This window comes from Enterobacter cloacae complex sp. IR53041 (assembly GCF_049238285.1).
GTDB lineage: Bacteria > Pseudomonadota > Gammaproteobacteria > Enterobacterales > Enterobacteriaceae > Enterobacter > Enterobacter roggenkampii.
Map to the genome: position 1 here is coordinate 119,000 of NZ_JBMKHB010000007.1, position 20,466 is coordinate 139,465.

The 20,466-nt window shown below is 55.1% G+C and carries 17 protein-coding genes; 6 read left to right on the top strand and 11 right to left on the bottom strand.

The genetic code is table 11. From position 1 onward, the window contains the following. Positions 1-44: 44 nt before the first annotated feature. The gene (gene nagB / locus ACOTXF_RS07570; protein WP_008501061.1) at positions 45-845 is read right to left on the bottom strand and encodes a glucosamine-6-phosphate deaminase; all 801 of its coding nucleotides are present in this window, start codon (positions 843-845) and stop codon (positions 45-47) included. Between the two features lie 326 nt (positions 846-1,171). Here nagB and nagE point away from each other — a divergent pair, with 326 nt between their 5' ends. From nagE to chiQ, 4 genes are all read left to right on the top strand, one after another. After that, positions 1,172-3,124 carry a PTS N-acetyl glucosamine transporter subunit IIABC gene (gene nagE, locus ACOTXF_RS07575; protein ID WP_232926737.1) on the top strand — a complete coding sequence of 651 codons (1,953 nt, stop codon included), beginning with the start codon at positions 1,172-1,174 and terminating at the stop codon, positions 3,122-3,124. Positions 3,125-3,303: 179 nt separating this feature from the next. After that, positions 3,304-4,971: a glutamine--tRNA ligase gene (gene glnS, locus ACOTXF_RS07580; RefSeq protein WP_021242997.1), complete on the top strand. Its 1,668-nt coding sequence runs from the start codon at positions 3,304-3,306 to the stop codon at positions 4,969-4,971. A gap of 446 nt (positions 4,972-5,417) precedes the next feature. Beyond that, positions 5,418-6,815, top strand: coding sequence for a chitoporin ChiP (gene chiP, locus ACOTXF_RS07585; protein WP_234115182.1), 1,398 nt, complete (start codon positions 5,418-5,420; stop codon positions 6,813-6,815). A gap of 47 nt (positions 6,816-6,862) precedes the next feature. Beyond that, entirely contained in the window at positions 6,863-7,189 is a 327-nt protein-coding gene (gene chiQ / locus ACOTXF_RS07590) for a ChiQ/YbfN family lipoprotein (RefSeq protein ID WP_025912725.1), read from the top strand. Positions 7,190-7,280: 91 nt separating this feature from the next. Here chiQ and fur read toward each other — a convergent pair whose 3' ends face one another. The 4 genes from fur to ybfF all read right to left on the bottom strand — a co-directional run bounded on the left by fur (position 7,281) and on the right by ybfF (position 9,894). Further along, positions 7,281-7,727, bottom strand: a complete 447-nt coding sequence (gene fur, locus ACOTXF_RS07595; protein WP_008501066.1) for a ferric iron uptake transcriptional regulator — start codon at positions 7,725-7,727, stop codon at positions 7,281-7,283. A gap of 291 nt (positions 7,728-8,018) precedes the next feature. Then, complete coding sequence (gene fldA / locus ACOTXF_RS07600) at positions 8,019-8,549, bottom strand: flavodoxin FldA (protein ID WP_008501067.1); 531 nt, start codon at positions 8,547-8,549, stop codon at positions 8,019-8,021. A gap of 155 nt (positions 8,550-8,704) precedes the next feature. After that, the gene (gene ybfE, locus ACOTXF_RS07605) at positions 8,705-8,992 is read right to left on the bottom strand and encodes a LexA regulated protein (protein WP_045371892.1); all 288 of its coding nucleotides are present in this window, start codon (positions 8,990-8,992) and stop codon (positions 8,705-8,707) included. Between the two features lie 128 nt (positions 8,993-9,120). Beyond that, positions 9,121-9,894, bottom strand: a complete 774-nt coding sequence (gene ybfF, locus ACOTXF_RS07610) for an esterase (RefSeq protein WP_048962375.1) — start codon at positions 9,892-9,894, stop codon at positions 9,121-9,123. Positions 9,895-10,077: 183 nt separating this feature from the next. Between ybfF and seqA the strand changes: the two genes are divergently transcribed. Together seqA and pgm are read left to right on the top strand one after the other, a co-directional pair. Next, positions 10,078-10,626, top strand: a complete 549-nt coding sequence (gene seqA / locus ACOTXF_RS07615) for a replication initiation negative regulator SeqA (protein ID WP_048962377.1) — start codon at positions 10,078-10,080, stop codon at positions 10,624-10,626. Between the two features lie 24 nt (positions 10,627-10,650). Beyond that, positions 10,651-12,291, top strand: a complete 1,641-nt coding sequence (pgm, locus tag ACOTXF_RS07620) for a phosphoglucomutase (alpha-D-glucose-1,6-bisphosphate-dependent) (protein WP_023343591.1) — start codon at positions 10,651-10,653, stop codon at positions 12,289-12,291. A 90-nt stretch (positions 12,292-12,381) separates the two neighbouring features. On the opposite strand, the gene potE is transcribed toward pgm, so the two are convergent. From potE to kdpC, 6 genes are all read right to left on the bottom strand, one after another. Next, positions 12,382-13,695: a putrescine-ornithine antiporter gene (gene potE / locus ACOTXF_RS07625; protein WP_008501072.1), complete on the bottom strand. Its 1,314-nt coding sequence runs from the start codon at positions 13,693-13,695 to the stop codon at positions 12,382-12,384. Then, positions 13,692-15,890 carry an ornithine decarboxylase SpeF gene (gene speF / locus ACOTXF_RS07630; protein WP_234115183.1) on the bottom strand — a complete coding sequence of 733 codons (2,199 nt, stop codon included), beginning with the start codon at positions 15,888-15,890 and terminating at the stop codon, positions 13,692-13,694. Before speF ends, potE begins: the two co-directional genes overlap by 4 nt. Before the next feature lie 254 nt (positions 15,891-16,144). Beyond that, a complete protein-coding gene (gene speFL / locus ACOTXF_RS07635) occupies positions 16,145-16,249 on the bottom strand; it encodes a leader peptide SpeFL (protein WP_003858645.1) in 105 nt (34 codons plus the stop codon). A gap of 278 nt (positions 16,250-16,527) precedes the next feature. Beyond that, complete coding sequence (gene kdpE / locus ACOTXF_RS07640; RefSeq protein ID WP_232926735.1) at positions 16,528-17,205, bottom strand: two-component system response regulator KdpE; 678 nt, start codon at positions 17,203-17,205, stop codon at positions 16,528-16,530. Next, on the bottom strand, positions 17,202-19,889 hold the full coding sequence (gene kdpD / locus ACOTXF_RS07645) for a two-component system sensor histidine kinase KdpD (RefSeq protein ID WP_008501075.1): 2,688 nt from the start codon (positions 19,887-19,889) through the stop codon (positions 17,202-17,204). Before kdpD ends, kdpE begins: the two co-directional genes overlap by 4 nt. Further along, positions 19,890-20,465 (bottom strand): potassium-transporting ATPase subunit KdpC, encoded by a 576-nt coding sequence (gene kdpC / locus ACOTXF_RS07650; protein ID WP_023343593.1) that lies wholly within the window; start codon positions 20,463-20,465, stop codon positions 19,890-19,892. Position 20,466 lies beyond the last annotated feature (1 nt).

Here is a 20,466-nt window from a genome sequence, read left to right on the forward strand (position 1 = left end):
GTTAAAAAAAGCGGCCGCCTCTTGATAAAGAGGCGGTTATTCAATTACAGACCTTTGATGTTCTCGGCTTCTAACTCGTTGAAGTATTTCAGCGTTTTAACCTTCAGCTCCATCGTGGACGGTTCGTCGCAGACGATGACTGATTTAGGATGCAGCTGCAGACAGCTGATGGTCCACATATGGTTAACGTTGCCTTCAACAGCAGCCTGGAGCGCCTGCGCTTTCACGCCGCCCAGCACCAGAATCATCACTTCTTCAGCATCCAGCAGGGTGCCTACGCCTACGGTCAGGGCGTATTTTGGAACCTGGTTAACGTCACCGTCAAAGAAGCGGGAGTTCGCCACGCGCGTGTCATGGGTCAGCGTTTTAATACGGGTACGGGAAGCCAGAGAGGACGCCGGTTCGTTAAACGCGATATGACCATCATTACCTACACCACCCATGAACAGGTGGATTTTACCGTAGGAACGGATTTTTTCTTCATACTGACGGCATTCTGCGTCAATATCCGGCGCGTTTCCATTCAGCAGGTTAATATTTTCAGCTGGGATATCAACGTGATCAAAGAAATTGCGGTGCATAAAGCTATGGTAGCTTTCCGGGTGGTCTTTCGGTAAGCCAACATATTCATCCATATTGAAGGTCACAACATGTTTGAAGCTAACCTGGCCTGCTTTATGCATCTCAACCAGCGCCTTGTAAGCGGTCAGCGGTGTGCCGCCGGTTGGAAGGCCCAGAACGAAAGGACGATCGGCGGTCGGTTTGAACGCGTTAATGCGGTTTACGATATGGCGAGCGGCCCATTTACCAACTTGTTCTGCAGTTGCCAGGGGAATCAGTCTCATTGTTCACCTCAAAGTTTAAGTAGAAGAGTGGGCGGATGGCTTCGGAACCTGATACTAAAGCGTAACCTGGAAACTTTCAGGCCGGATCAATCCGTCTTGATTTTTTGAATGATAAAATAAGTTTTCACTGTTAGCCAGTGTAAGGGAGGGCTGAATACGATATTTGGTGACAAAAATCACAAAAAATAGGTGTTTAATTTGCGATACGAATTAATTTTTCACACACTCAGACTGCCAGTGAATTATCAACGGTATCTATCGTTCGTGACACAATAAAAACATAGTTTATGCGCGAGCCTGAAAAAGGGTCTCGTAGGGGGAATAGGATGAATATTTTAGGTTTTTTCCAGCGCCTCGGTAGGGCTTTGCAGCTCCCTATCGCCGTGCTACCGGTTGCAGCGCTGCTGCTGCGATTCGGGCAACCCGATCTTCTCAACGTACCGTTTATTGCTCAGGCTGGCGGTGCCATTTTTGACAACCTGGCGCTGATTTTCGCCATCGGTGTTGCCTCTAGCTGGTCAAAAGACAGCGCGGGTGCCGCAGCGCTGGCAGGGGCAGTCGGTTATTTCATCCTGACGAAAGCGATGGTAACCATTAACCCAGAAATCAACATGGGCGTGCTGGCAGGTATCATTACCGGTCTGGTGGGTGGTGCTGTGTACAACCGCTGGGCAAACATTAAGCTGCCAGACTTCCTGAGTTTCTTTGGCGGCAAACGTTTCGTGCCGATCGCGACCGGTTTCTTCTGTCTGGTTCTGGCCGCTATCTTTGGCTACGTCTGGCCACCGGTACAGCATGCGATCCATGCGGGTGGTGAGTGGATTGTTTCAGCGGGTGCACTTGGCTCAGGTATCTTTGGTTTTATCAACCGTCTGCTGATCCCAACCGGTCTGCATCAGGTGCTGAACACTATCGCATGGTTCCAGATTGGTGAGTTCACCAATGCTGCGGGCACCGTATTCCACGGCGACATCAACCGCTTCTACGCGGGTGACGGCACCGCAGGCATGTTCATGTCTGGCTTCTTCCCAATCATGATGTTTGGTCTGCCGGGCGCTGCGCTGGCAATGTACCTGGCTGCGCCAAAAGCGCGTCGCCCAATGGTTGGCGGCATGCTGCTGTCCGTTGCGATTACCGCGTTCCTGACCGGCGTAACCGAGCCGCTGGAATTCCTGTTCATGTTCCTGGCGCCGGTGCTGTACCTCATGCATGCGGTCCTGACCGGTATCAGCCTGTTTGTGGCGACGCTGCTGGGTATCCATGCTGGCTTCTCCTTCTCTGCAGGCGCGATCGACTACGTGTTGATGTACAACCTGCCGGCGGCAAGCAAGAACGTCTGGATGCTGGTGGTAATGGGTCTGGTCTTCTTCGTCATCTACTTCGTGCTGTTCACTGCGGTTATTCGTATGTTTAACCTCAAAACGCCGGGCCGCGAAGACACCAAAGACGAAGTGGTCACCAGCGAAGCCAACAGCAATACCGAAGAGGGTCTGACCCAGCTGGCGACCAGCTATATCGCTGCCGTTGGGGGGACTGACAACCTGAAAGCCATTGATGCCTGTATCACCCGTCTGCGTCTGACGGTAGGTGACTCGGCGCGCGTCAGCGACGCAATGTGTAAACGCCTTGGTGCATCGGGCGTGGTTAAACTGAACAAACAAACTATCCAGGTTATCGTGGGTGCCAAAGCGGAATCCATCGGTGACGAAATGAAGAAAGTGGTTGCCCGTGGACCGGTCGCGGCGGCATCAACCGACAGCGCGCCTGCGTCGACGGCTGCCCCGGTAGCGAAACCGCAAGCCGTGCCTAACGCCGTGACGGTGGCCGCGCTGGTCTCTCCGGTAACGGGTGACGTGGTTGACCTTGAGCAGGTGCCTGATGAAGCGTTCGCCAGCAAAGCGGTCGGTGACGGTGTGGCGGTGAAACCAACGGATAAAACCGTGGTGTCTCCTGCTGCCGGTACCATCGTGAAAATCTTCAACACCAACCACGCGTTCTGCCTCGAAACCGAAAAGGGTGCGGAGATCGTTGTCCACATGGGTATCGATACCGTTGCGCTGAATGGTCAGGGCTTTACTCGCCTGGTGGATGAGGGCGCTGAAGTGGTGGTCGGGCAGCCGATTCTGGAAATGGATCTGGACTTCCTGAATGCCAACGCGCGTTCCATGATAAGCCCGGTGGTTTGCAGCAACATTGACGACTTCAGCGGTCTGGTCATCCAGGCGAAAGGTCAGGTTGTTGCGGGTCAAACCCCGCTGTATGAGATTAAAGGCAAGTAATCGCTCCTGAGTAGAGTCATGCCTTAAGCGGCGGGGGATATCCTCCGCCGCTTTTTTTTGCAGCAAATGCCCCCATTATTTTCATCTGATACGTATTTTCCGTAACTAAGGGTTGTCACTACGTCCGGCTTATAAGATCATATGCCGTTATACGTTGTTTACGCTTTGAGGAATCCACGATGAGTGAGGCAGAAGCCCGCCCGAGTAACTTTATTCGTCAGATCATCGATGAAGATCTGGCCAGTGGTAAGCACACCACAATTCATACCCGTTTCCCGCCGGAGCCGAATGGCTACCTGCATATCGGGCATGCGAAGTCCATCTGCCTGAACTTTGGCATTGCGCAAGACTACCAGGGACAGTGCAACCTGCGTTTCGATGACACCAACCCAGTAAAAGAAGACATCGAATACGTTGAGTCCATCAAAAATGACGTGCAATGGCTGGGCTTCAACTGGTCTGGCGATATCTGCTACTCCTCTGACTATTTTGATCAGCTGTATGCCTACGCGGTAGAGCTCATCAACAAAGGTCTGGCGTATGTAGACGAACTGTCTGCAGATGAGATCCGTGAGTACCGCGGTACGCTGACCGCACCGGGTAAAAACAGCCCGTTCCGCGATCGCAGCGTGGAAGAGAACCTGGCGCTGTTTGAAAAAATGCGTGCCGGTGGTTTCGAAGAAGGCAAAGCGTGCCTGCGTGCCAAAATCGATATGGCGTCTCCGTTCATCGTGATGCGCGACCCGGTGCTGTACCGCATTAAATTTGCGGAACACCACCAGACCGGCAACAAGTGGTGCATCTACCCGATGTACGACTTCACCCACTGCATTAGCGATGCGCTGGAAGGCATTACGCACTCCCTGTGTACGCTGGAGTTCCAGGACAACCGTCGTCTGTACGACTGGGTGCTGGATAACATCACCATTCCTGTGCATCCGCGTCAGTACGAGTTCTCTCGTCTGAATCTGGAATACACCGTGATGTCCAAGCGTAAGCTGAACCTGCTGGTCACCGACAAGCACGTTGAGGGCTGGGACGACCCGCGTATGCCAACCATCTCTGGTCTGCGCCGCCGTGGCTACACCGCTGCGTCAATCCGTGAGTTCTGCAAGCGTATCGGCGTGACCAAGCAGGACAACACCATTGAGATGGCGTCTCTGGAATCCTGCATTCGTGAAGACCTCAATGAAAATGCCCCGCGCGCGATGGCCGTTATCGACCCGGTGAAGCTGGTTATCGAAAACTATCCGCAGGGCGAGAGCGAGCTGGTCTCCATGCCTAACCATCCGAACAAACCGGAAATGGGAAGCCGCGACGTGCCGTTCAGCGGCGAGATCTGGATTGACCGCGCTGACTTCCGCGAAGAAGCTAACAAGCAGTACAAGCGTCTGGTGCTGGGTAAAGAAGTGCGTCTGCGTAATGCTTACGTCATCAAAGCCGAGCGCGTTGAAAAAGATGCGGAAGGGAATATCACCACCATCTTCTGTTCTTATGACGCTGAGACGCTGAGTAAAGATCCGGCGGATGGCCGCAAGGTGAAAGGCGTTATCCACTGGGTGAGCGCATCCCACGCGCTGCCGGTAGAGATTCGTCTGTACGATCGCCTGTTCAGCGTGCCTAACCCAGGTGCGGCGGAAGACTTCCTGGCGACCATTAACCCGGAATCTTTGGTGATCAAGCAGGGTTATGCGGAGCCTTCTCTGAAAGCGGCTGAAGCAGGCAAAGCGTTCCAGTTCGAACGTGAAGGTTACTTCTGCCTGGACAGCCGTCACAGCACGGCGGAAAAACCGGTATTTAACCGTACCGTGGGTCTGCGTGATACCTGGACGAAGATCGGCGAATAATATTGCTGCTCTGGTCAATGAGAAACAAACGCCGCATTATGCGGCGTTTTTTTATTTAACGATCAGAGTATTAAGCCAGGGGTTAAAGTGGCGTCATGAAAATAACAGGTCAATGAGGTGCTACTTATTTTTTTAAAAAAAGTTTGTGTCATTACGAAATTCAAAAGGGTTATAAAAAAGGAAACCGATCCCATGCCTGGACACTGAAATAGCTGAGAATTTCCCGTCATTCCTCGCCTTCCTGTAAATGTTACAAAGCACTACCAATTATGTGCACTTCGTCATAATCCTGACTTTTGCCCGCTGAAAAGCATTGATAATTCGCGTCGCGAAAAATAACCTAAAGACGGTAGTTAATTCGAGGGTATTTAACACTACCCCTGACCATTTGGTCTTTTTTATTTACGCCGTTTCAGGCGTTTTAATTCGTCAAAGAGGAATAATCTATGCGTACGTTCAGTGGCAAACGTAGTGCGCTGGCGCTGGCTATTGCCGGTGTGACAGCAATGTCGGGCCTGGTGATTGCGCCAGAGGCAAAAGCAGCGGGTTTCATCGAAGATTCTACCCTCACGGGCGGTATTTATTACTGGCAGCGTGAGCGTGACCGTAAAGACGTCACTGAAGATAAATACAAAACCAACCTCTCGCACGCCACCTGGAACGCCAACCTGGACTTCCAGTCAGGCTACGCCGCGGATATGTTCGGTCTGGATATCGCCGCGTTCACCGCGATCGAAATGGCGGAAAACGGCGACAGCGGCCACCCGAACGAAATCGCCTTCTCCTCCAGCAACAAAGCCTATGATGAAGACTGGTCCGGGGATAAGAGCGGTATCAGCCTCTACAAAGCCGCAGCGAAATTCAAATACGGCCCGGTCTGGGCGTGTGGGGGCTATATTCAGCCAACCGGCCAGACGCTCTTAGCCCCACACTGGAGCTTTATGCCGGGTACCTATCAGGGTGCAGAAGCCGGGGCTAACTTTGACTACGGTGACGCAGGTGCGCTGAGCTTCTCCTATATGTGGACCAACGAGTACAAAGCACCGTGGCACATTGAAATGGACAAGTTCTACCAGAACGATAAGAAAACCAAAGTCGATTACCTTCACTCGCTGGGTGCGAAATACGACTTCAAAAACGATCTGGTTCTCGAAGCGGCATTCGGCCAGGCGCAAGGTTATATCGATCAATACTTTGCCAAGGCCAGCTATAAGTTTGATATTGCGGGTAGCCCGCTGAGTACCAGCTACCAGTTCTACGGTACGCGCGACAAAGTCAGTAACGGTGGCGTCAATGATATCTACGACGGCACCGCGTGGCTGCAGGCGTTAACCTTCGGCTACAAGGTCGGTCAGGTTGATTTGCGTCTGGAAGGCACATGGGTGAAAGCGGAAGGGCAGCAGGGCTACTTCCTGCAGCGTATGACCCCGACCTATGCTTCCTCCAACGGTCGTCTTGATATCTGGTGGGATAACCGCTCCGACTTCAACGCCGACGGTGAGAAAGCAGTCTTCTTCGGCGCGATGTATGACCTGAAAAACTGGAACCTGCCGGGCTGGGCCGTGGGCGCTTCTTATGCTTACGCCTGGGATGCAAAACCAGCCGACATGGCAACACCGGATGCTTACTACGATCCAAACTATCGCCTGAAAGAGTCTTCCTACAGCCTGGATGCTATCTATACCCTGCAGGATGGCCGCGCGAAAGGCACGATGTTCAAACTGCACTTCACCCAGTACGACAACCACTCCGATATCCCGAGCTACGCGGGCGGTTACGGCAACATCTTCCAGGATGAACGTGACGTGAAATTCATGGTTATCGCACCGTTCACCATCTTCTGATGAATCGTCCGGCGGGTTAGATCCCGCCGGACCGGAGACTGCAAATGATGAAAAAAATCGTAATCGTCGCGCTGTTGGCATCGGGGCTGGTGGCGTGTGCCCAGACTCAGGCACCGAAAGAGGACTCCCGTCTCAAGGAGGCCTACAGCGCCTGTATTAATACTGCGGAAGGTTCGCCGGAGAAAATTGAAGCCTGCCAGAGCGTGCTGAACGTGCTGAAGAAAGAGAAAGCGCACGAGCAGTTCGCGACGCAGGAGAATGTCCGCGTGATGGATTACCAGGCCTGTATCCAGGCACGTAAAACCGGTAACGATCAGGAAGTGGCGAAGCGTTGCGATAAGATCTGGAACGAGATACGCAATAATAATAAATAAGTTGCTTTACGCCCGGTGGCACTGTGCCACCGGGCTTTTTTCTGGCAAAAAAAAGCCAACCTTACGGCTGGCTCAGAGTATGAACACTCACTTATTTTGCGTCATGCGCATGTTCATTTTCGCGGCAATCGCCTTCAGCGCAGTGACCATAAAGGTACAGGCTGTGGTTGGTCAGACGGATGCCGTGACGCGCGGCGATTTCACGCTGGCGCGCTTCGATAGAGTCATCGCTAAATTCAATGACCTTGCCACAGTCGAGGCAGATCAGGTGATCGTGGTGCTGCTGCTGGGTCAGTTCGAAGACAGATTTACCACCTTCGAAATTATGACGGGTGACAATGCCCGCGTCATCAAACTGGTTCAGCACGCGATAGACGGTAGCCAGCCCAATCTCTTCACCCATGTCGATAAGACGTTTATAAAGGTCTTCCGCACTGACATGGTGATTGTCTGGACCCTGAAGCACTTCGAGGATTTTTAACCGAGGAAGCGTAACTTTCAGGCCAGCCTTCTTTAATGCGGTATTGTTGTCAGTCATGCGGAATCTGTCCTGTTGCTAAACGATTCACTTCTGTAGGAAGTGACAGAAAATGCACCCGGGATAATGCGTCTCATTATAGAACTGCCATGGCTAAATGAAAACTGCAAGTCTCAGGCAAAATAGGCTTATAAAAATGGGGTATCACCAACAAACTTGCTCGGTGGAAAACCACATTTTATCAGGGAGACATTGTACAGGTCTGGGCGAAAAAGTTAAAAGATTGTAGCAATTAATTTAATCGGTTTGACCTGATGCGCGGGCGCAACCGCCGTTGCGCCGCGATAAAAATCAGGCGTTGAGAATATCGTCCAGGTGCAGTTCTTCACGGATCTGCTTAACCCATTTCTCGACGCGCTCTGCAGTCAGTTCTGGCTGACGGTCTTCGTCGATGGCCAGACCCACGAAGTGATCGTCATCGGCCAGACCTTTGGACGCTTCGAAGTGGTAACCGGCGGTTGGCCAGTGGCCGACGATCACAGCGCCATTCGGCTCAATGATGTCGCGGATGGTACCCAGCGCGTCACAGAAGTACTCGGCGTAGTCTTCCTGGTCGCCACAGCCAAACAGGGCAACCAGCTTACCGTTGAAGTCCACTTCTTCCAGCGTCGGGAAGAAATCATCCCAGTCGCACTGGGCTTCGCCGTAGTACCAGGTCGGAATACCCAGCAGCAGAATGTCATAGCCTTCGAGATCTTCTTTGCTGCTCTTGGCGATGTCATGCACATCAGCAACGTCTTTACCGAGCTGTTTTTGAATGTTTTTCGCGATATTTTCGGTATTGCCGGTATCACTGCCAAAGAAAATGCCGATGATTGCCATGAGTAAAATAACCTCTTGAAACTTAATAGTATGGTGGCGCAATTCGGCCACGGATAAGGGCAATAATAGCAGAACTGGCAACCCTGCGGAAACAGCTATCGCGCAGGACTGCACTCTGTGCTACATGAAAAGGGTAATTAAGGGAATTTTCAGACTTATGCCTGGCTGCGCAGCATCTCAAGCTGGGCGATCAACATCTCTTCAATGAGCTCGCTGCGGCTAATCTTTCGCGCGTCGGCCAGCTCGTTAAGCGCATCGACCGCGTCGGCGTTGAGCTTCAGTTCGACACGCTTAAGCCCACGATTTTTATCGCGTTTAAGCTGATTGCGTTTATTGATACGCAGCTGTTCATCGCGCGAAAGCGGATTCGTCTTCGGTCGTCCCGGGCGACGCTCATTCGCGAACAGATCTAGTGTCGTACGGTCCGTTTGTTCTTTGGCCATGATTCTGAGACTTCGGGGGAAACACGCCGCCCTGCTAATGCCCGGGCGATAAGCGCGCCATCATACATCACCAAAAACGGCGCGCCAACGACTAGAAGCCCGCAGCCTTCCAGTCGCTCTCTTTTTAATCAATTTGCAGTATCAGCAAGATAGCGGCGAATGGCGCGCTGCACGGCGTCAGGTTTTTCTGCATGCACCCAGTGTCCGGCTCCGGCAATGACGTGGGCACGAGCCTGCGGGAATTGCGCCAGTATGGCGTCGCGGTACGCGTCGGTAACGTAAGGGGAATTGCCGCCGCGAATAAAGAGGGTAGGGTGTGGCCAGGCGGGTACGGTTTGCCAGCCCACGATATTGTTGTATTGGTCCCAGAGTACCGGCACGTTAAAACGCCACTGGCCGTCAACAAATGACTTCAGCAGGAACTGGACGACGCCTTCTTCATCAAGATGCTCACGCATGACGGCAGCCGCCTGCTGACGCGTCGCGGCACCCGCTTCGGTGACCGCATTGATGGCGGCAAAAATTTCGTCGTGACGGCGGACGTCGTAATCCACGGGCGCAACATCAATCACCACCAGGCCGTTAATACGCTCCGGGGCCAGCGCCGTCAGGGCCATCACCGCTTTACCGCCCATTGAATGCCCGATGAGGGTCACCTTTTGCAAGTCGTTGGCATCCAGCGTATCCAGCAGATCCTGCGCCATCGCGGCGTAGGTCATCTCGTCGGAACGGCCGGAAAGACCGTGGTTGCGCATATCGACCTGAAGAATATCGTGGTCGGTAACCAGATCGCGCGCCAGCACGCCCAGGTTATCCAGGCTGCCAAAAAGCCCGTGAACCAGTACGATGGGAGAATTATTGTTCGGCGATTGTGCAGTTTGCGCTCGGGTATTCAATTTCATGGCAAAGTTCTTTTTTTACGTATGTCAGGTTAGGGTATCATGTTGACCATTCTGCCGCCCGGCTGCAAGGTTCCAGTTTAATCTGACTTTTGCCGCCAACCTGGTTTGACGCTATCCGCTGTTGGGATTTGATCTTATAATCCCAATGACTTGTATTCAGATAAGATATCGCACTGGATTAAGATGAAAACAATCGAAGTTGATGACGAACTCTATCAGTATATTGCCAGCCAGACGCGGCATATCGGGGAGAGCGCGTCCGACATTTTACGGCGCATGCTTAAAATTTCCGCCGCTTCACAGCCTGCTACCCCAGTCATCAAAGATGTCGTGTCTCAGCCAAGCGTTGTTGCACAAGCAAAACCTGCCGTGACACCGGCAAAAGATAAAGTGCGCGCGATGCGCGAGCTGCTGCTTTCCGATGAATATGCGGAGCAAAAAAAGGCGGTTAACCGCTTTATGCTGGTGCTTTCTACACTTTATTCACTGGATAACAAAGCGTTTGCTGAAGCGACCGAGTCGCTGCACGGTCGTACTCGCGTCTACTTCGCGGGCGACGAGCAGACGCTGCTGCAAAATGGCAATCAAACCAAACCCAAACATGTTCCTGGCACCCCGTACTGGGTGATCACCAATACCAATACGGGCCGCAAGTGCAGCATGATTGAACACATCATGCAGTCCATGCAGTTCCCGGCGGAATTGATTGAGAAGGTTTGCGGTACAATTTAACCCTTGCATCAGAAGGACCCGGTAATGGCAAATCACAGCCGTGCAGGCCAACCTGCACAACAAAGCGATTTGATTAACGTCGCTCAGCTGACCGCGCAGTATTACGTGCTGAAGCCGGTCGTGGGCAACGCAGAACACGCAGTGAAGTTTGGTACATCTGGTCACCGCGGCAGCGCGGCTCGCCACAGCTTTAACGAACCGCACATTCTGGCGATTGCTCAGGCCATTGCGGAAGAGCGCGCTAAAAATGGCGTTACCGGTCCTTGCTACGTGGGGAAAGATACCCATGCGCTGTCTGAACCGGCCTTTATCTCCGTGCTGGAAGTTCTGACTGCGAACGGCGTCGATGTGATTGTTCAGGAGAACAACGGCTTCACCCCAACGCCTGCGGTCTCTAACGCCATCCTGGTGCACAACAAAAAAGGTGGCGCGCTGGCTGACGGTATCGTGATCACGCCATCCCACAACCCGCCGGAAGACGGCGGCATCAAATACAACCCGCCTAACGGTGGCCCGGCAGACACCAACGTCACCAAAGTGGTGGAAGATCGTGCGAACGCCCTGCTGGCTGACGGTCTGAAAGGCGTGAAGCGCATCTCTCTGGATGCGGCCATGGCGTCCGGCCACGTAAAAGAGCAGGATCTGGTTCAGCCGTTCGTGGAAGGGCTGGCGGAGATCGTCGATATGGCGGCTATCCAGAAAGCCGGCCTGAAGCTGGGCGTGGATCCGCTGGGCGGCTCCGGTATTGAATACTGGAAACGTATTGCCGAGCACTACAAGCTGGATCTGACCATCGTGAACGATCACGTCGATCAGACCTTCCGCTTTATGCACCTGGACAAAGACGGCGCGATCCGTATGGACTGCTCCTCCGAGTGCGCGATGGCGGGCCTGCTGGCGCTGCGTGATAAATTCGATCTGGCGTTTGCAAACGACCCGGATTACGACCGCCACGGTATCGTCACTCCTGCCGGGCTGATGAACCCGAACCACTATCTGGCCGTTGCGATCAACTACCTGTTCCAGCACCGTCCGCAGTGGGGCAAAGAGGTGGCTGTCGGTAAGACGCTGGTGTCCTCCGCGATGATCGACCGCGTGGTCGAGGCGCTGGGCCGCAAGCTGGTGGAAGTACCTGTGGGCTTCAAATGGTTTGTTGACGGTCTGCACGACGGCAGCTTTGGCTTCGGTGGTGAAGAGAGCGCGGGGGCCTCTTTCCTGCGCTTCGACGGCACGCCGTGGTCAACCGATAAAGACGGCATCATCATGTGCCTGCTGGCGGCAGAAATCACCGCGGTCACCGGTAAAAACCCGCAGGAACATTACAACGACCTGGCAGCACGCTTTGGTGCGCCAAGCTATAACCGTATTCAGGCCAGCGCAACGTCTGCCCAGAAAGCGGCCCTGTCCAAACTCTCTCCGGAGATGGTCAGTGCAAGCACCCTGGCGGGCGATCCGATCACTGCGCGTCTGACGGCGGCACCGGGTAACGGTGCGTCTATTGGTGGTCTGAAAGTGATGACCGAAAACGGCTGGTTCGCTGCGCGTCCATCCGGTACGGAAGATGCGTATAAAATCTATTGCGAAAGCTTCCTCGGCGCTGAGCATCGTCAGCAGATTGAGAAAGAAGCGGTAGAGATTGTCAGCGAAGTGCTGAAAAACGCGTAAGTGCGGTTTGTGTGCCGGGCGGCACTGCGTTTGCCCGGCCTACAACAACGATCGTAGGCCCGGTAAGCGCTAGCGCCACCGGGCTTTTTTTCAACTGTGCTTATTCTTCAATTCAAACCGTGGTGACACCAGACCGTACAGCGTCCAGCCCATAAAGGTCACCATCGCACCATACAGCATCGCTTCCTGTCCGGAGGAATAGAGCGCATAGAAGCTGTAGATTGCGCCAATCAGCGCCACGATATTGGCCGCACGCGCCTTGCGCGGATCCACCTTCGCAACCTTCTGAATAATCACCAGCGCCGCCATCGACAGAATATACGGAATGATGTTCGTCACCACCGCCAGGTTGACCAGCACGTTGAACTGGCTGTTCAGCGACGGGCTAATGGTCATCAGCGACAATCCGCTCTGGAAGATAACAATCGCCAGCATGCCCTGCACCGGTGCATCGGCTTTGGTGACGCGGGAGAAGATTTTTGGGAAGTAACCTTCATCAGCCGAAGATTTAAATACCTGTGCGATGGTGAATTGCCAGCCAAGCAGTGAACCGCAGCATGACATGACCATCAGACCCATAATCACTTTCCCGACTTCCGGCGTGAACATCTGCGCGAAGGCCAGTCCGAACGGCGCCGTGGAGTTGGCCAGATCCATGTTCGGAACGATGCCCGCGATGACGTTTGTCGAGACGATATAGATCACCGCTGCACCCAGCGTACCGCCGAGGACCGCAATCGGCACGTTCTTTTCAGGGTTATCAACCACTTCTGCGTTCGCGCAGGCGGATTCCAGGCCCAGGAAGGCCCAGAGCGTCATGGCGATAGAAGAGCCGACTGCGCTGAAGAACGGCACATGGTGCGGGTTCCAGGAGTTGGCGTACAGGGTCGGGCTGAACCAGAACCAGCCGATGATGCACAGGCCGACGACTGGAATAATTACGCCCCAGACGGTGATGCTGGAGAGCTGTCCGGTGATACGCGCCCCGCCAAAGTTAGCCACGGTGCAGATCCACAGCACGCCGATGGTGGCCAGGCCAATCTGTACCGGGCTAAGCGTCGCGCCAAACAGCTCCGTACCGTAGCCCACGGCGGAGATGGCAATCGCCACGTTGGCGATCAGCAGTGACACCCCGTAGGTATAGTTGGCCATAAAGTTGCCAGACTTACCAAAGGCATACTCGGCGTAGCCCCCCATGCCGCCTGACTTGCGGCTGAACATCCCGCACTTGGCAAACGCCCACGCCAGCGCCATCGAGCCGACGGCGGTCACCAGCCAGGAGATAATTGAAATGGTTCCTACTTCGGCAAGCTTGGTGGGCAGCATAATGATCCCTGAACCCATCATGTTCACCATGGTGAGGATGGTCAGCTGCACCACGCCCATCTTATTGGACTTACTCATAATTTCTCTCCTTTCAGCAGCGCGGGCTGAGCGGCGGGTTGTTTGATGACGTTACAGCGAACCTGTTTGCGGCCCTCGCACTCTTCGACGTACACACCCTGCAGCTCCGGCGCGAAGCCCGGCAGCAGGTTGATGCCTTCTTCCAGCGCGGCGAAGTAGCGCAGCACGGAGCCGCCCCAGACCTCCCCTGGAACCACGCACAATACCCCCGGTGGATAAGGGAGGGCGCCTTCCGCGGCGATGCGGCCTTCCGCGTCGCGCAGGGAGACCAGTTCCACTTCTCCGCGCAGATAGGCGTAGTTCGCGTCCTGCGGGTTCATCATCACGCGCGGGAAGTGAGACTTGCGGAACATCTCTTTCTGCAGCTGTTTGACATTGTGACGGGCGTACAGGTCATGCATCTCCTGGCAGATCTGGCGCAGGGTGTAATCCGCGTAACGTTCCGGATGTTGTCTGCAGATGGAAGGCAGCACCTCTTTTAATGGAGCATCGCTCTCGAGCAGTTTTTCGAAACGCACCAGCTGCGCCACCAGCTGCTGCAGCTTGCCCATATCTTCCGCAGGCGTGAGCAGGAACAGGATCGAGTTGAGATCGCATTTCTCCGGCACGATGCCGTTTTCACGCAGGAAGTTGGCGAGGATGGTGGCAGGCACGCCGAAGTCGTCATACTCCCCGGTGCGGGCGTTAATGCCCGGCGTGGTCAGCAGGAGCTTGCACGGGTCGATAAAATACTGATGCTCGGCGTAGCCTTCAAAAGCGTGCCAGTTTTCACCCGGTACGAAGTGGAAGAAGCGCAGATCGGTCGCAATCTCCGCCGTGTCCCAGCTTTCCCACGGACGGCCATCCACCGTCTCCGGCACGAACGGTCGCAGATACTGGCAGTTCTCCAGGATTAGTTTTCGCGTCTCAATCCCGTTCACCACGCAGTCCATCCACATGTTGCGGCCGCTCTGGCCTTCATGCATACGGGCGTTGATGTCCAGCGCGGCAAACAGCGGATAGAACGGGCTGGTTGAGGCGTGCATCATAAAGGCATTATTCAGCCGCTTATGCGGGACATAGCGCTGCTGACCTTTGATGTGGCTGTCTTTCTTGTGAATTTGCGAGGTCTGGGAGAAGCCGGCCTGCTGTTTATGCACGGACTGGGTAACCAAAATCCCCGGGTCGTTTTCGTTCAGCTCCAGCAGCAGCGGCGAGCAGTCGGCCATCATTGGAATAAACTGCTCGTAACCCACCCAGGCCGAGTCAAACAGGATGTAATCACACAGGTGCCCAATCTTATCCACCACCTGGCGGGCGTTGTAGATGGTGCCATCGTAGGTGCCCAGCTGGATCACCGCCAGACGGAACGGACGCGCATCGCGTGCACGACCGGGTGCGACTTCTGCCACCAGCTCGCGAAGATAGCTTTCTTCAAAACAGTGGGCGTCAATGCCGCCGATAAAGCCGTACGGGTTGCGCGCGGTTTCCAGATAGACCGGCGTTGCGCCTGCCTGAAGGAGGGCACCGTGATGGTTGGATTTGTGGTTATTACGGTCGAACAGCACCAGGTCGCCCGGGGTGAGCAGGGTGTTAAGCACCACTTTGTTGGATGACGAGGTGCCGTTGAGAACGAAGTAGGTCTTATCGGCATTAAAGACCTTCGCCGCATACTGCTGTGCGATGCACGGCGCGCCCTCGTGAATCAGCAGATCGCCCATTGCCACGTCGGCGTTGCACAGATCGGCGCGGAAAAGCGTCTCGCCAAAGAAATCAACGAACTGATTACCGGCAGGATGGCGGCGGAAGAACTGGCCGCCCTGATGCCCCGGACAGTCAAACGCGCTGTTGCCCTGTTTTACATAGTCGACAAGGGCGCGGAAAAACGGCGGGCGCAGCTGGGTTTCATACTTCAGGGCAGCCGCCTCCAGCTGTCGTCCATAAAAGTCGTTGCTGGTGTCTGAATACTCAAATACGCCATGAATGCGCGATAAATAATCTGCCGGAATGAATTCTTCTTTATGCGTCGCGACAAAAACAGGAATGCCAAATCCGGTGGCTTCTATTTCTTCCAGTATGCCATCGGTAATATCACTGACCGCCAGCACAATAGCGGCAACGTCGATATAATCCGAGGCCCGGACATCCACCAGTTCACGCTGGGTGGTAAAGCAATCCGGACAGGCGCGGCTGGCTGCGATTTTTAAACTTTTCATCTTTCTCTCTTTATTTTAGGTAATAAGCGTCCCTCGATTTCTTGCAAAAAAGAAATCGATAATTTTCCGGAAAAAAAGCAAAGGGTGGCCGCTGATTAAAATCAGTACATTGCTTTTTTGATGATTGAAATTCAGTCCGCCCGGTGCGGATGGGTCTGAATCAAAATGAATGAGCGCACGTGTTCACAGGCAATGGCCTGTAAAATAAGATGTTTCAGGATAACCTGTAAGCGAGTGCGCCAGAAGTCGAAGGACTACCGGGCATTAAAGAGATGAAAGTCAAAGCAGTTTCGGTGGGCAAACATCATGATATGTGTTGTCCGCCTTATATGGGGCATTAAACGATTGTTGTTTTCCATGATTTATTTTCCTTTCAGTAATTGAAAGCACGGTCATTTTATCCAGGAAAACGCGATTAACTGTGAAGGAGATCACCGTTAACCGATCATTTTGGAAATAAATAGTCGTTTTTGATGAATATCGCAGATCAAAATTCTGATTTGTTGATATCGGGTTAACAGGATGTATTGCAAATGTTTTAAATGGGCATAAATAACCAAAAAAATATCGAGTGGATTATTTATGAAATATTTTCTGAGGGGTTTTGATTTTATTTAAAAATAAATTGAATAGTTATTCAGAGCATAAACCGATAACCGATACCGGTTTCAGTTAATAAATGGCGAGGGCGAGCGGGGTCGACTTCGAGTTTCTGACGAAGGTGCCCCATATATATGCGTAAATAGTGACTATGTTCCACGGCGTTGGGCCCCCACACCTGACTTAACAGCTGGCGCTGGGTGAGAACCTTGCCGTGATTGTTGAGCAGCACGGCGAGCAGGCGAAATTCAATGGGCGTGAGGTGAATTTCCTCTTCGCCGCGCACAATGCACCGCGCGGCCAGGTCAACCCGGATATCCCCAAACGTGTAGGTTGGATCGGCAGGCGTGGTGGCGCTGTGGCGACGCAGCGCCACGCGCAGGCGAGCCTGTAGCTCGCCGATGCCAAACGGTTTAATCAGGTAGTCATCCGCCCCGGCATCCAGCGCGGCGATTTTATCCGTCTCTTCAGTACGGGCGGAGAGCACCAGAATCGGCATCTGGCTCCACTGACGGACTTCACGAATAAAATCGATGCCGTCACCGTCCGGGAGACCCAGATCGAGGATCACCAGGTCCGGCTTGCGGGTGGCGGCTTCAATTAACCCCCGCTGAAGCGTACCTGCATCATGGACGCGCAGACCGTCTCCTTCCAGCGCAGCGCGCAGAAAACGGCTAATGGCGATCTCATCTTCAACAATCAGAACGTTGATCACAAATCCTCTGGTAATTCATTAAGTTCTGGCGGGGTTTCCAGAGGAAGTGTAACACAAAAACGCGCACCGCCTTCCGGACGATTCTCCGCGGAAATGGAGCCGCCATGCACGTCAATGATCGCCTGGCAAATGGCCAGCCCCAGCCCCACGCCCGGAATGGCCGACTCCTTATTGCCGCGCGCGAATTTCTCGAAAATAGCCAACTCCTGCCCGGCAGGAATGCCCGGGCCGGTATCCCAGACGTTAAGGCGAAGCGCGCCGTCGTCCACCGTCGCATCCACGCCAATCTGCGCGCTGGCGCCCGCATATTTGGCGGCATTTTCAAGCAGGTTGATCAGCACCCGTTCAAACAGCGGACCATCAACGTGAATTAAGGTCAGGGGTTCGGGCATGTTCAGCGCAATATGTCGCCCGCCCAGGCCGGGTTCGAGCATTTTCAGCGCGCTGCCCACCACCTCTTCCAGCGTGAGCCACTCTTTTTTGAGGTTAAAACCGCCCGACTGGATACGCGCCATGTCGAGCAGGTTATTCACCAGGCGCGTGGTATTCAGCACGTGCTGGCGGATCTCGCTGGCCTGAAGGGCATGCTTCGAGCCTTCCGCCGCCAGGTCCAGCGTCAGAATTTCTGACTGACCGAACAGGACGGTGAGCGGGGTACGCAGATCGTGAGACAGCGCCGCCAGCAGCGAGTTACGAATGCTTTCACGCTCGCTTGCCAGCCGGGCCTGTTCCTCGCTGGCGGTGAGGGCCAGTCGTTCCAGCGCGCTGGCAACCAGCAGCGTAAACGTCTCCAGTAAACGCTGCTGTTCGGGGATCATCAGCTGGCGCAGGTTGGAAGGCTCCACGATGACCAGCCCCTGATTTTTATCGGCGCTGCGCAGGGGCAGAATTTGGTAGGGCACGCCGGGGAGGGTGTCGGTCCCTGCGCCCGCCGGTAAGCCTTTGTCAAAGCTCCAGCGCGCGATGGCTTCGTCCCAGGGCGTCATGCCTGTGGCGGAGGTCAGCGGGCGCAGCTTGCCGTGTTCGTCCGGGAGTAAAATCAGGTTGCTGGCATGAAACGTCGAGCGGATAAACTGCTCGCTGGTCTGCACGATATCCAGCGGCGTGCGGCCCACCGCCAGCGATTTCGACATCTCATAGAGATGGCGCGTGCGCTGTTCGCGATAGCGGGCGATGCGCGCCTGATAGCGCACGCCCGCCGTCAGATTGCCGATCACCAGCCCGACGGTGAGCATGACGGCAAAGGTGAGGATGTACTGCACGTCCGAGACGGCGAGCGTCCCGCGGGGGGCAATAAAGAACAGATCGAAGCTGATGACGTTGATCACCGTCGCCAGGACCGACGGCCAGCGCCCGTAGAAGAGCGCCACCACCACCACGCCCAAAAGGTAGATCATCACCAGGTTGGCGGCATCAAACGCAATCAGCCACTGGCTGGCAATCACGGTAATCAGGGCGCAGAGCACGACGGCGACAAGACAGCCGCGAAGCTGAATACGCCATTTATCGCTGAAGGTACGGCTGTCCGGCGCGCGATTGGGTAAGGGGGTAGGTTTGTCGTCCAGCGCCACGATCACCAGATCCAGATCCGGCGCGCGACGGGCCAGCTTGTCGGCAAAGGATTCTCGGCTAAACCAGCGCCGATGCTGACGACGGCCAATGACGATTTTCCCCAGGTTATGCTCGCGCGCGTAGCGCAGAATGGCTTTATCTTCCTGCGGATCGGAAAGGGTGGCGGTTTCCGCGCCCAGCTCCTGCGCCAGGCGCAGCGAACTCAGGATCGCGCGGCGCTGGTTTTCGGGCAGCGCGTGCAGCTGCGGCGTTTCGACATATACCGCATGCCAGACGCTGCCAAATTTGGCCGCCAGGCGCGCGGCGGTGCGGACAAGCTTTTCATTGCCGCTGCCGTGGCCCACGCACAGCAGGATGGCGTCCCGCGTGTGCCAGACGCGTTCCTGTCCCTGTAAATCGCGCCAGGCGCGCATCTGATCGTCCACACGGTCGGCGGTTCGGCGCAGGGCCAGCTCGCGCAGGGCAATCAGGTTGCCTTTACGGAAGAAATGTTCGATGGCGCGCTCTGCCTGGCCGGCAATATAAACCTTGCCTTCATGCAGGCGCTGGCGTAAATCATCGGGCGGCAGGTCGACCAGCACCACCTCATCGGCGGAATCGAAGAAGGGATCGGGCACCGTCTCGCGTACCTGAATGCCGGTCACGCCGCTGACCACGTCGTTCAGGCTTTCCAGATGCTGAACGTTAACCGTGGTGAACACATCGATACCGGCTTCAAGTAATTCTTCAACGTCCTGCCAGCGTTTGGGGTGGCGCGAGCCTGGCGCATTGCTGTGCGCCAGCTCGTCCATCAGGATAAGCGCGGGGCGGCGGGCGAGGGCGGCATCGAGATCGAATTCGGTGACTAACCGACCGCGGTGGCTGATGCGGCGGGGCGGCTGGGTAGCCAGCCCCTTCAGCAGCGATGCCGTCTCTTTACGTCCGTGGGTTTCAACCACGCCGATCAGAATATCGAGCCCCTGCGCCCGAAGCCGCTGGGCTTCCGTCAGCATGGCGAAGGTTTTCCCGACGCCCGCGCAGGCACCGAAGAAAATTTTCAGTTTGCCGCGATGGGCCTCAGCTGTTTGTTCGAGCAGCCTGTCCGGATCCGGGCGCATGGGCTCGTCGGTCATTTAGTTTTTCCTTAGCGCGTCCAGCGCCAGATTCAGCTCAACAATATTTACCACGGGCATGCCGATGAAGCTGACCAGCGGCTTTTGCGTGTGCTCTGCCACAAGCCTGCTCACCTGTTCGACGGTCAGCTGACGGGCAGCGGCGACGCGCGGGATCTGCCATGCCACGGCTGCTGGCGTCAGGCTGTAGTCTAGTCCGCTGGCCGAGGCGGTTACCAGCTCCACGGGAACGTCACGGCTGGCCTGCGGATTCGCGGCGCGCAGGGCTGCCACGCGCTCAGCGACGGCTTTGTCCAGCTCGGGGTTGCTGCCCGCCAGGTTGCTGCCGCCGGATGCCATCGGATTATACGGGCTTTCGGCAGTGGCGGAAGGGCGTCCCTGGAAGTAGCGAGCATCCGTAAAGTTCTGACCAATCAGGCGAGAGCCGCGGTTTTCACCGTTTTGCAGTATCAGCGAGCCGTTGGCCTGATCCTTAAACCACCACTGGCCCAGCGCGGTGGTCACCAGCGGGTACAGCCCGCCGGTAATGAGAGACAGCAGTATGAACAGAAGTATAGCGGGGCGTAACATGGTCATT

Bases quoted from the DNA above. Each gene is read 5' to 3' on its own strand.
- chiQ (WP_025912725.1), top strand. From the start codon at position 6,863: ATGAAAAAAATCGTAATCGTCGCGCTGTTGGCATCGGGGCTGGTGGCG.
- glnS (WP_021242997.1), top strand. From the start codon at position 3,304: ATGAGTGAGGCAGAAGCCCGCCCGAGTAACTTTATTCGTCAGATCATC.
- ybfE (WP_045371892.1), bottom strand. From the start codon at position 8,992: ATGGCCAAAGAACAAACGGACCGTACGACACTAGATCTGTTCGCGAAT.
- speF (WP_234115183.1), bottom strand. From the start codon at position 15,890: ATGAAAAGTTTAAAAATCGCAGCCAGCCGCGCCTGTCCGGATTGCTTT.
- nagB (WP_008501061.1), bottom strand. From the start codon at position 845: ATGAGACTGATTCCCCTGGCAACTGCAGAACAAGTTGGTAAATGGGCC.
- potE (WP_008501072.1), bottom strand. From the start codon at position 13,695: ATGAGTAAGTCCAATAAGATGGGCGTGGTGCAGCTGACCATCCTCACC.
- speFL (WP_003858645.1), bottom strand. From the start codon at position 16,249: ATGGAAAACAACAATCGTTTAATGCCCCATATAAGGCGGACAACACAT.
- fldA (WP_008501067.1), bottom strand. From the start codon at position 8,549: ATGGCAATCATCGGCATTTTCTTTGGCAGTGATACCGGCAATACCGAA.
- fur (WP_008501066.1), bottom strand. From the start codon at position 7,727: ATGACTGACAACAATACCGCATTAAAGAAGGCTGGCCTGAAAGTTACG.
- ybfF (WP_048962375.1), bottom strand. From the start codon at position 9,894: ATGAAATTGAATACCCGAGCGCAAACTGCACAATCGCCGAACAATAAT.
- kdpD (WP_008501075.1), bottom strand. From the start codon at position 19,889: ATGACCGACGAGCCCATGCGCCCGGATCCGGACAGGCTGCTCGAACAA.
- pgm (WP_023343591.1), top strand. From the start codon at position 10,651: ATGGCAAATCACAGCCGTGCAGGCCAACCTGCACAACAAAGCGATTTG.
- seqA (WP_048962377.1), top strand. From the start codon at position 10,078: ATGAAAACAATCGAAGTTGATGACGAACTCTATCAGTATATTGCCAGC.
- chiP (WP_234115182.1), top strand. From the start codon at position 5,418: ATGCGTACGTTCAGTGGCAAACGTAGTGCGCTGGCGCTGGCTATTGCC.
- kdpC (WP_023343593.1), bottom strand. From the start codon at position 20,465: ATGACCATGTTACGCCCCGCTATACTTCTGTTCATACTGCTGTCTCTC.
- nagE (WP_232926737.1), top strand. From the start codon at position 1,172: ATGAATATTTTAGGTTTTTTCCAGCGCCTCGGTAGGGCTTTGCAGCTC.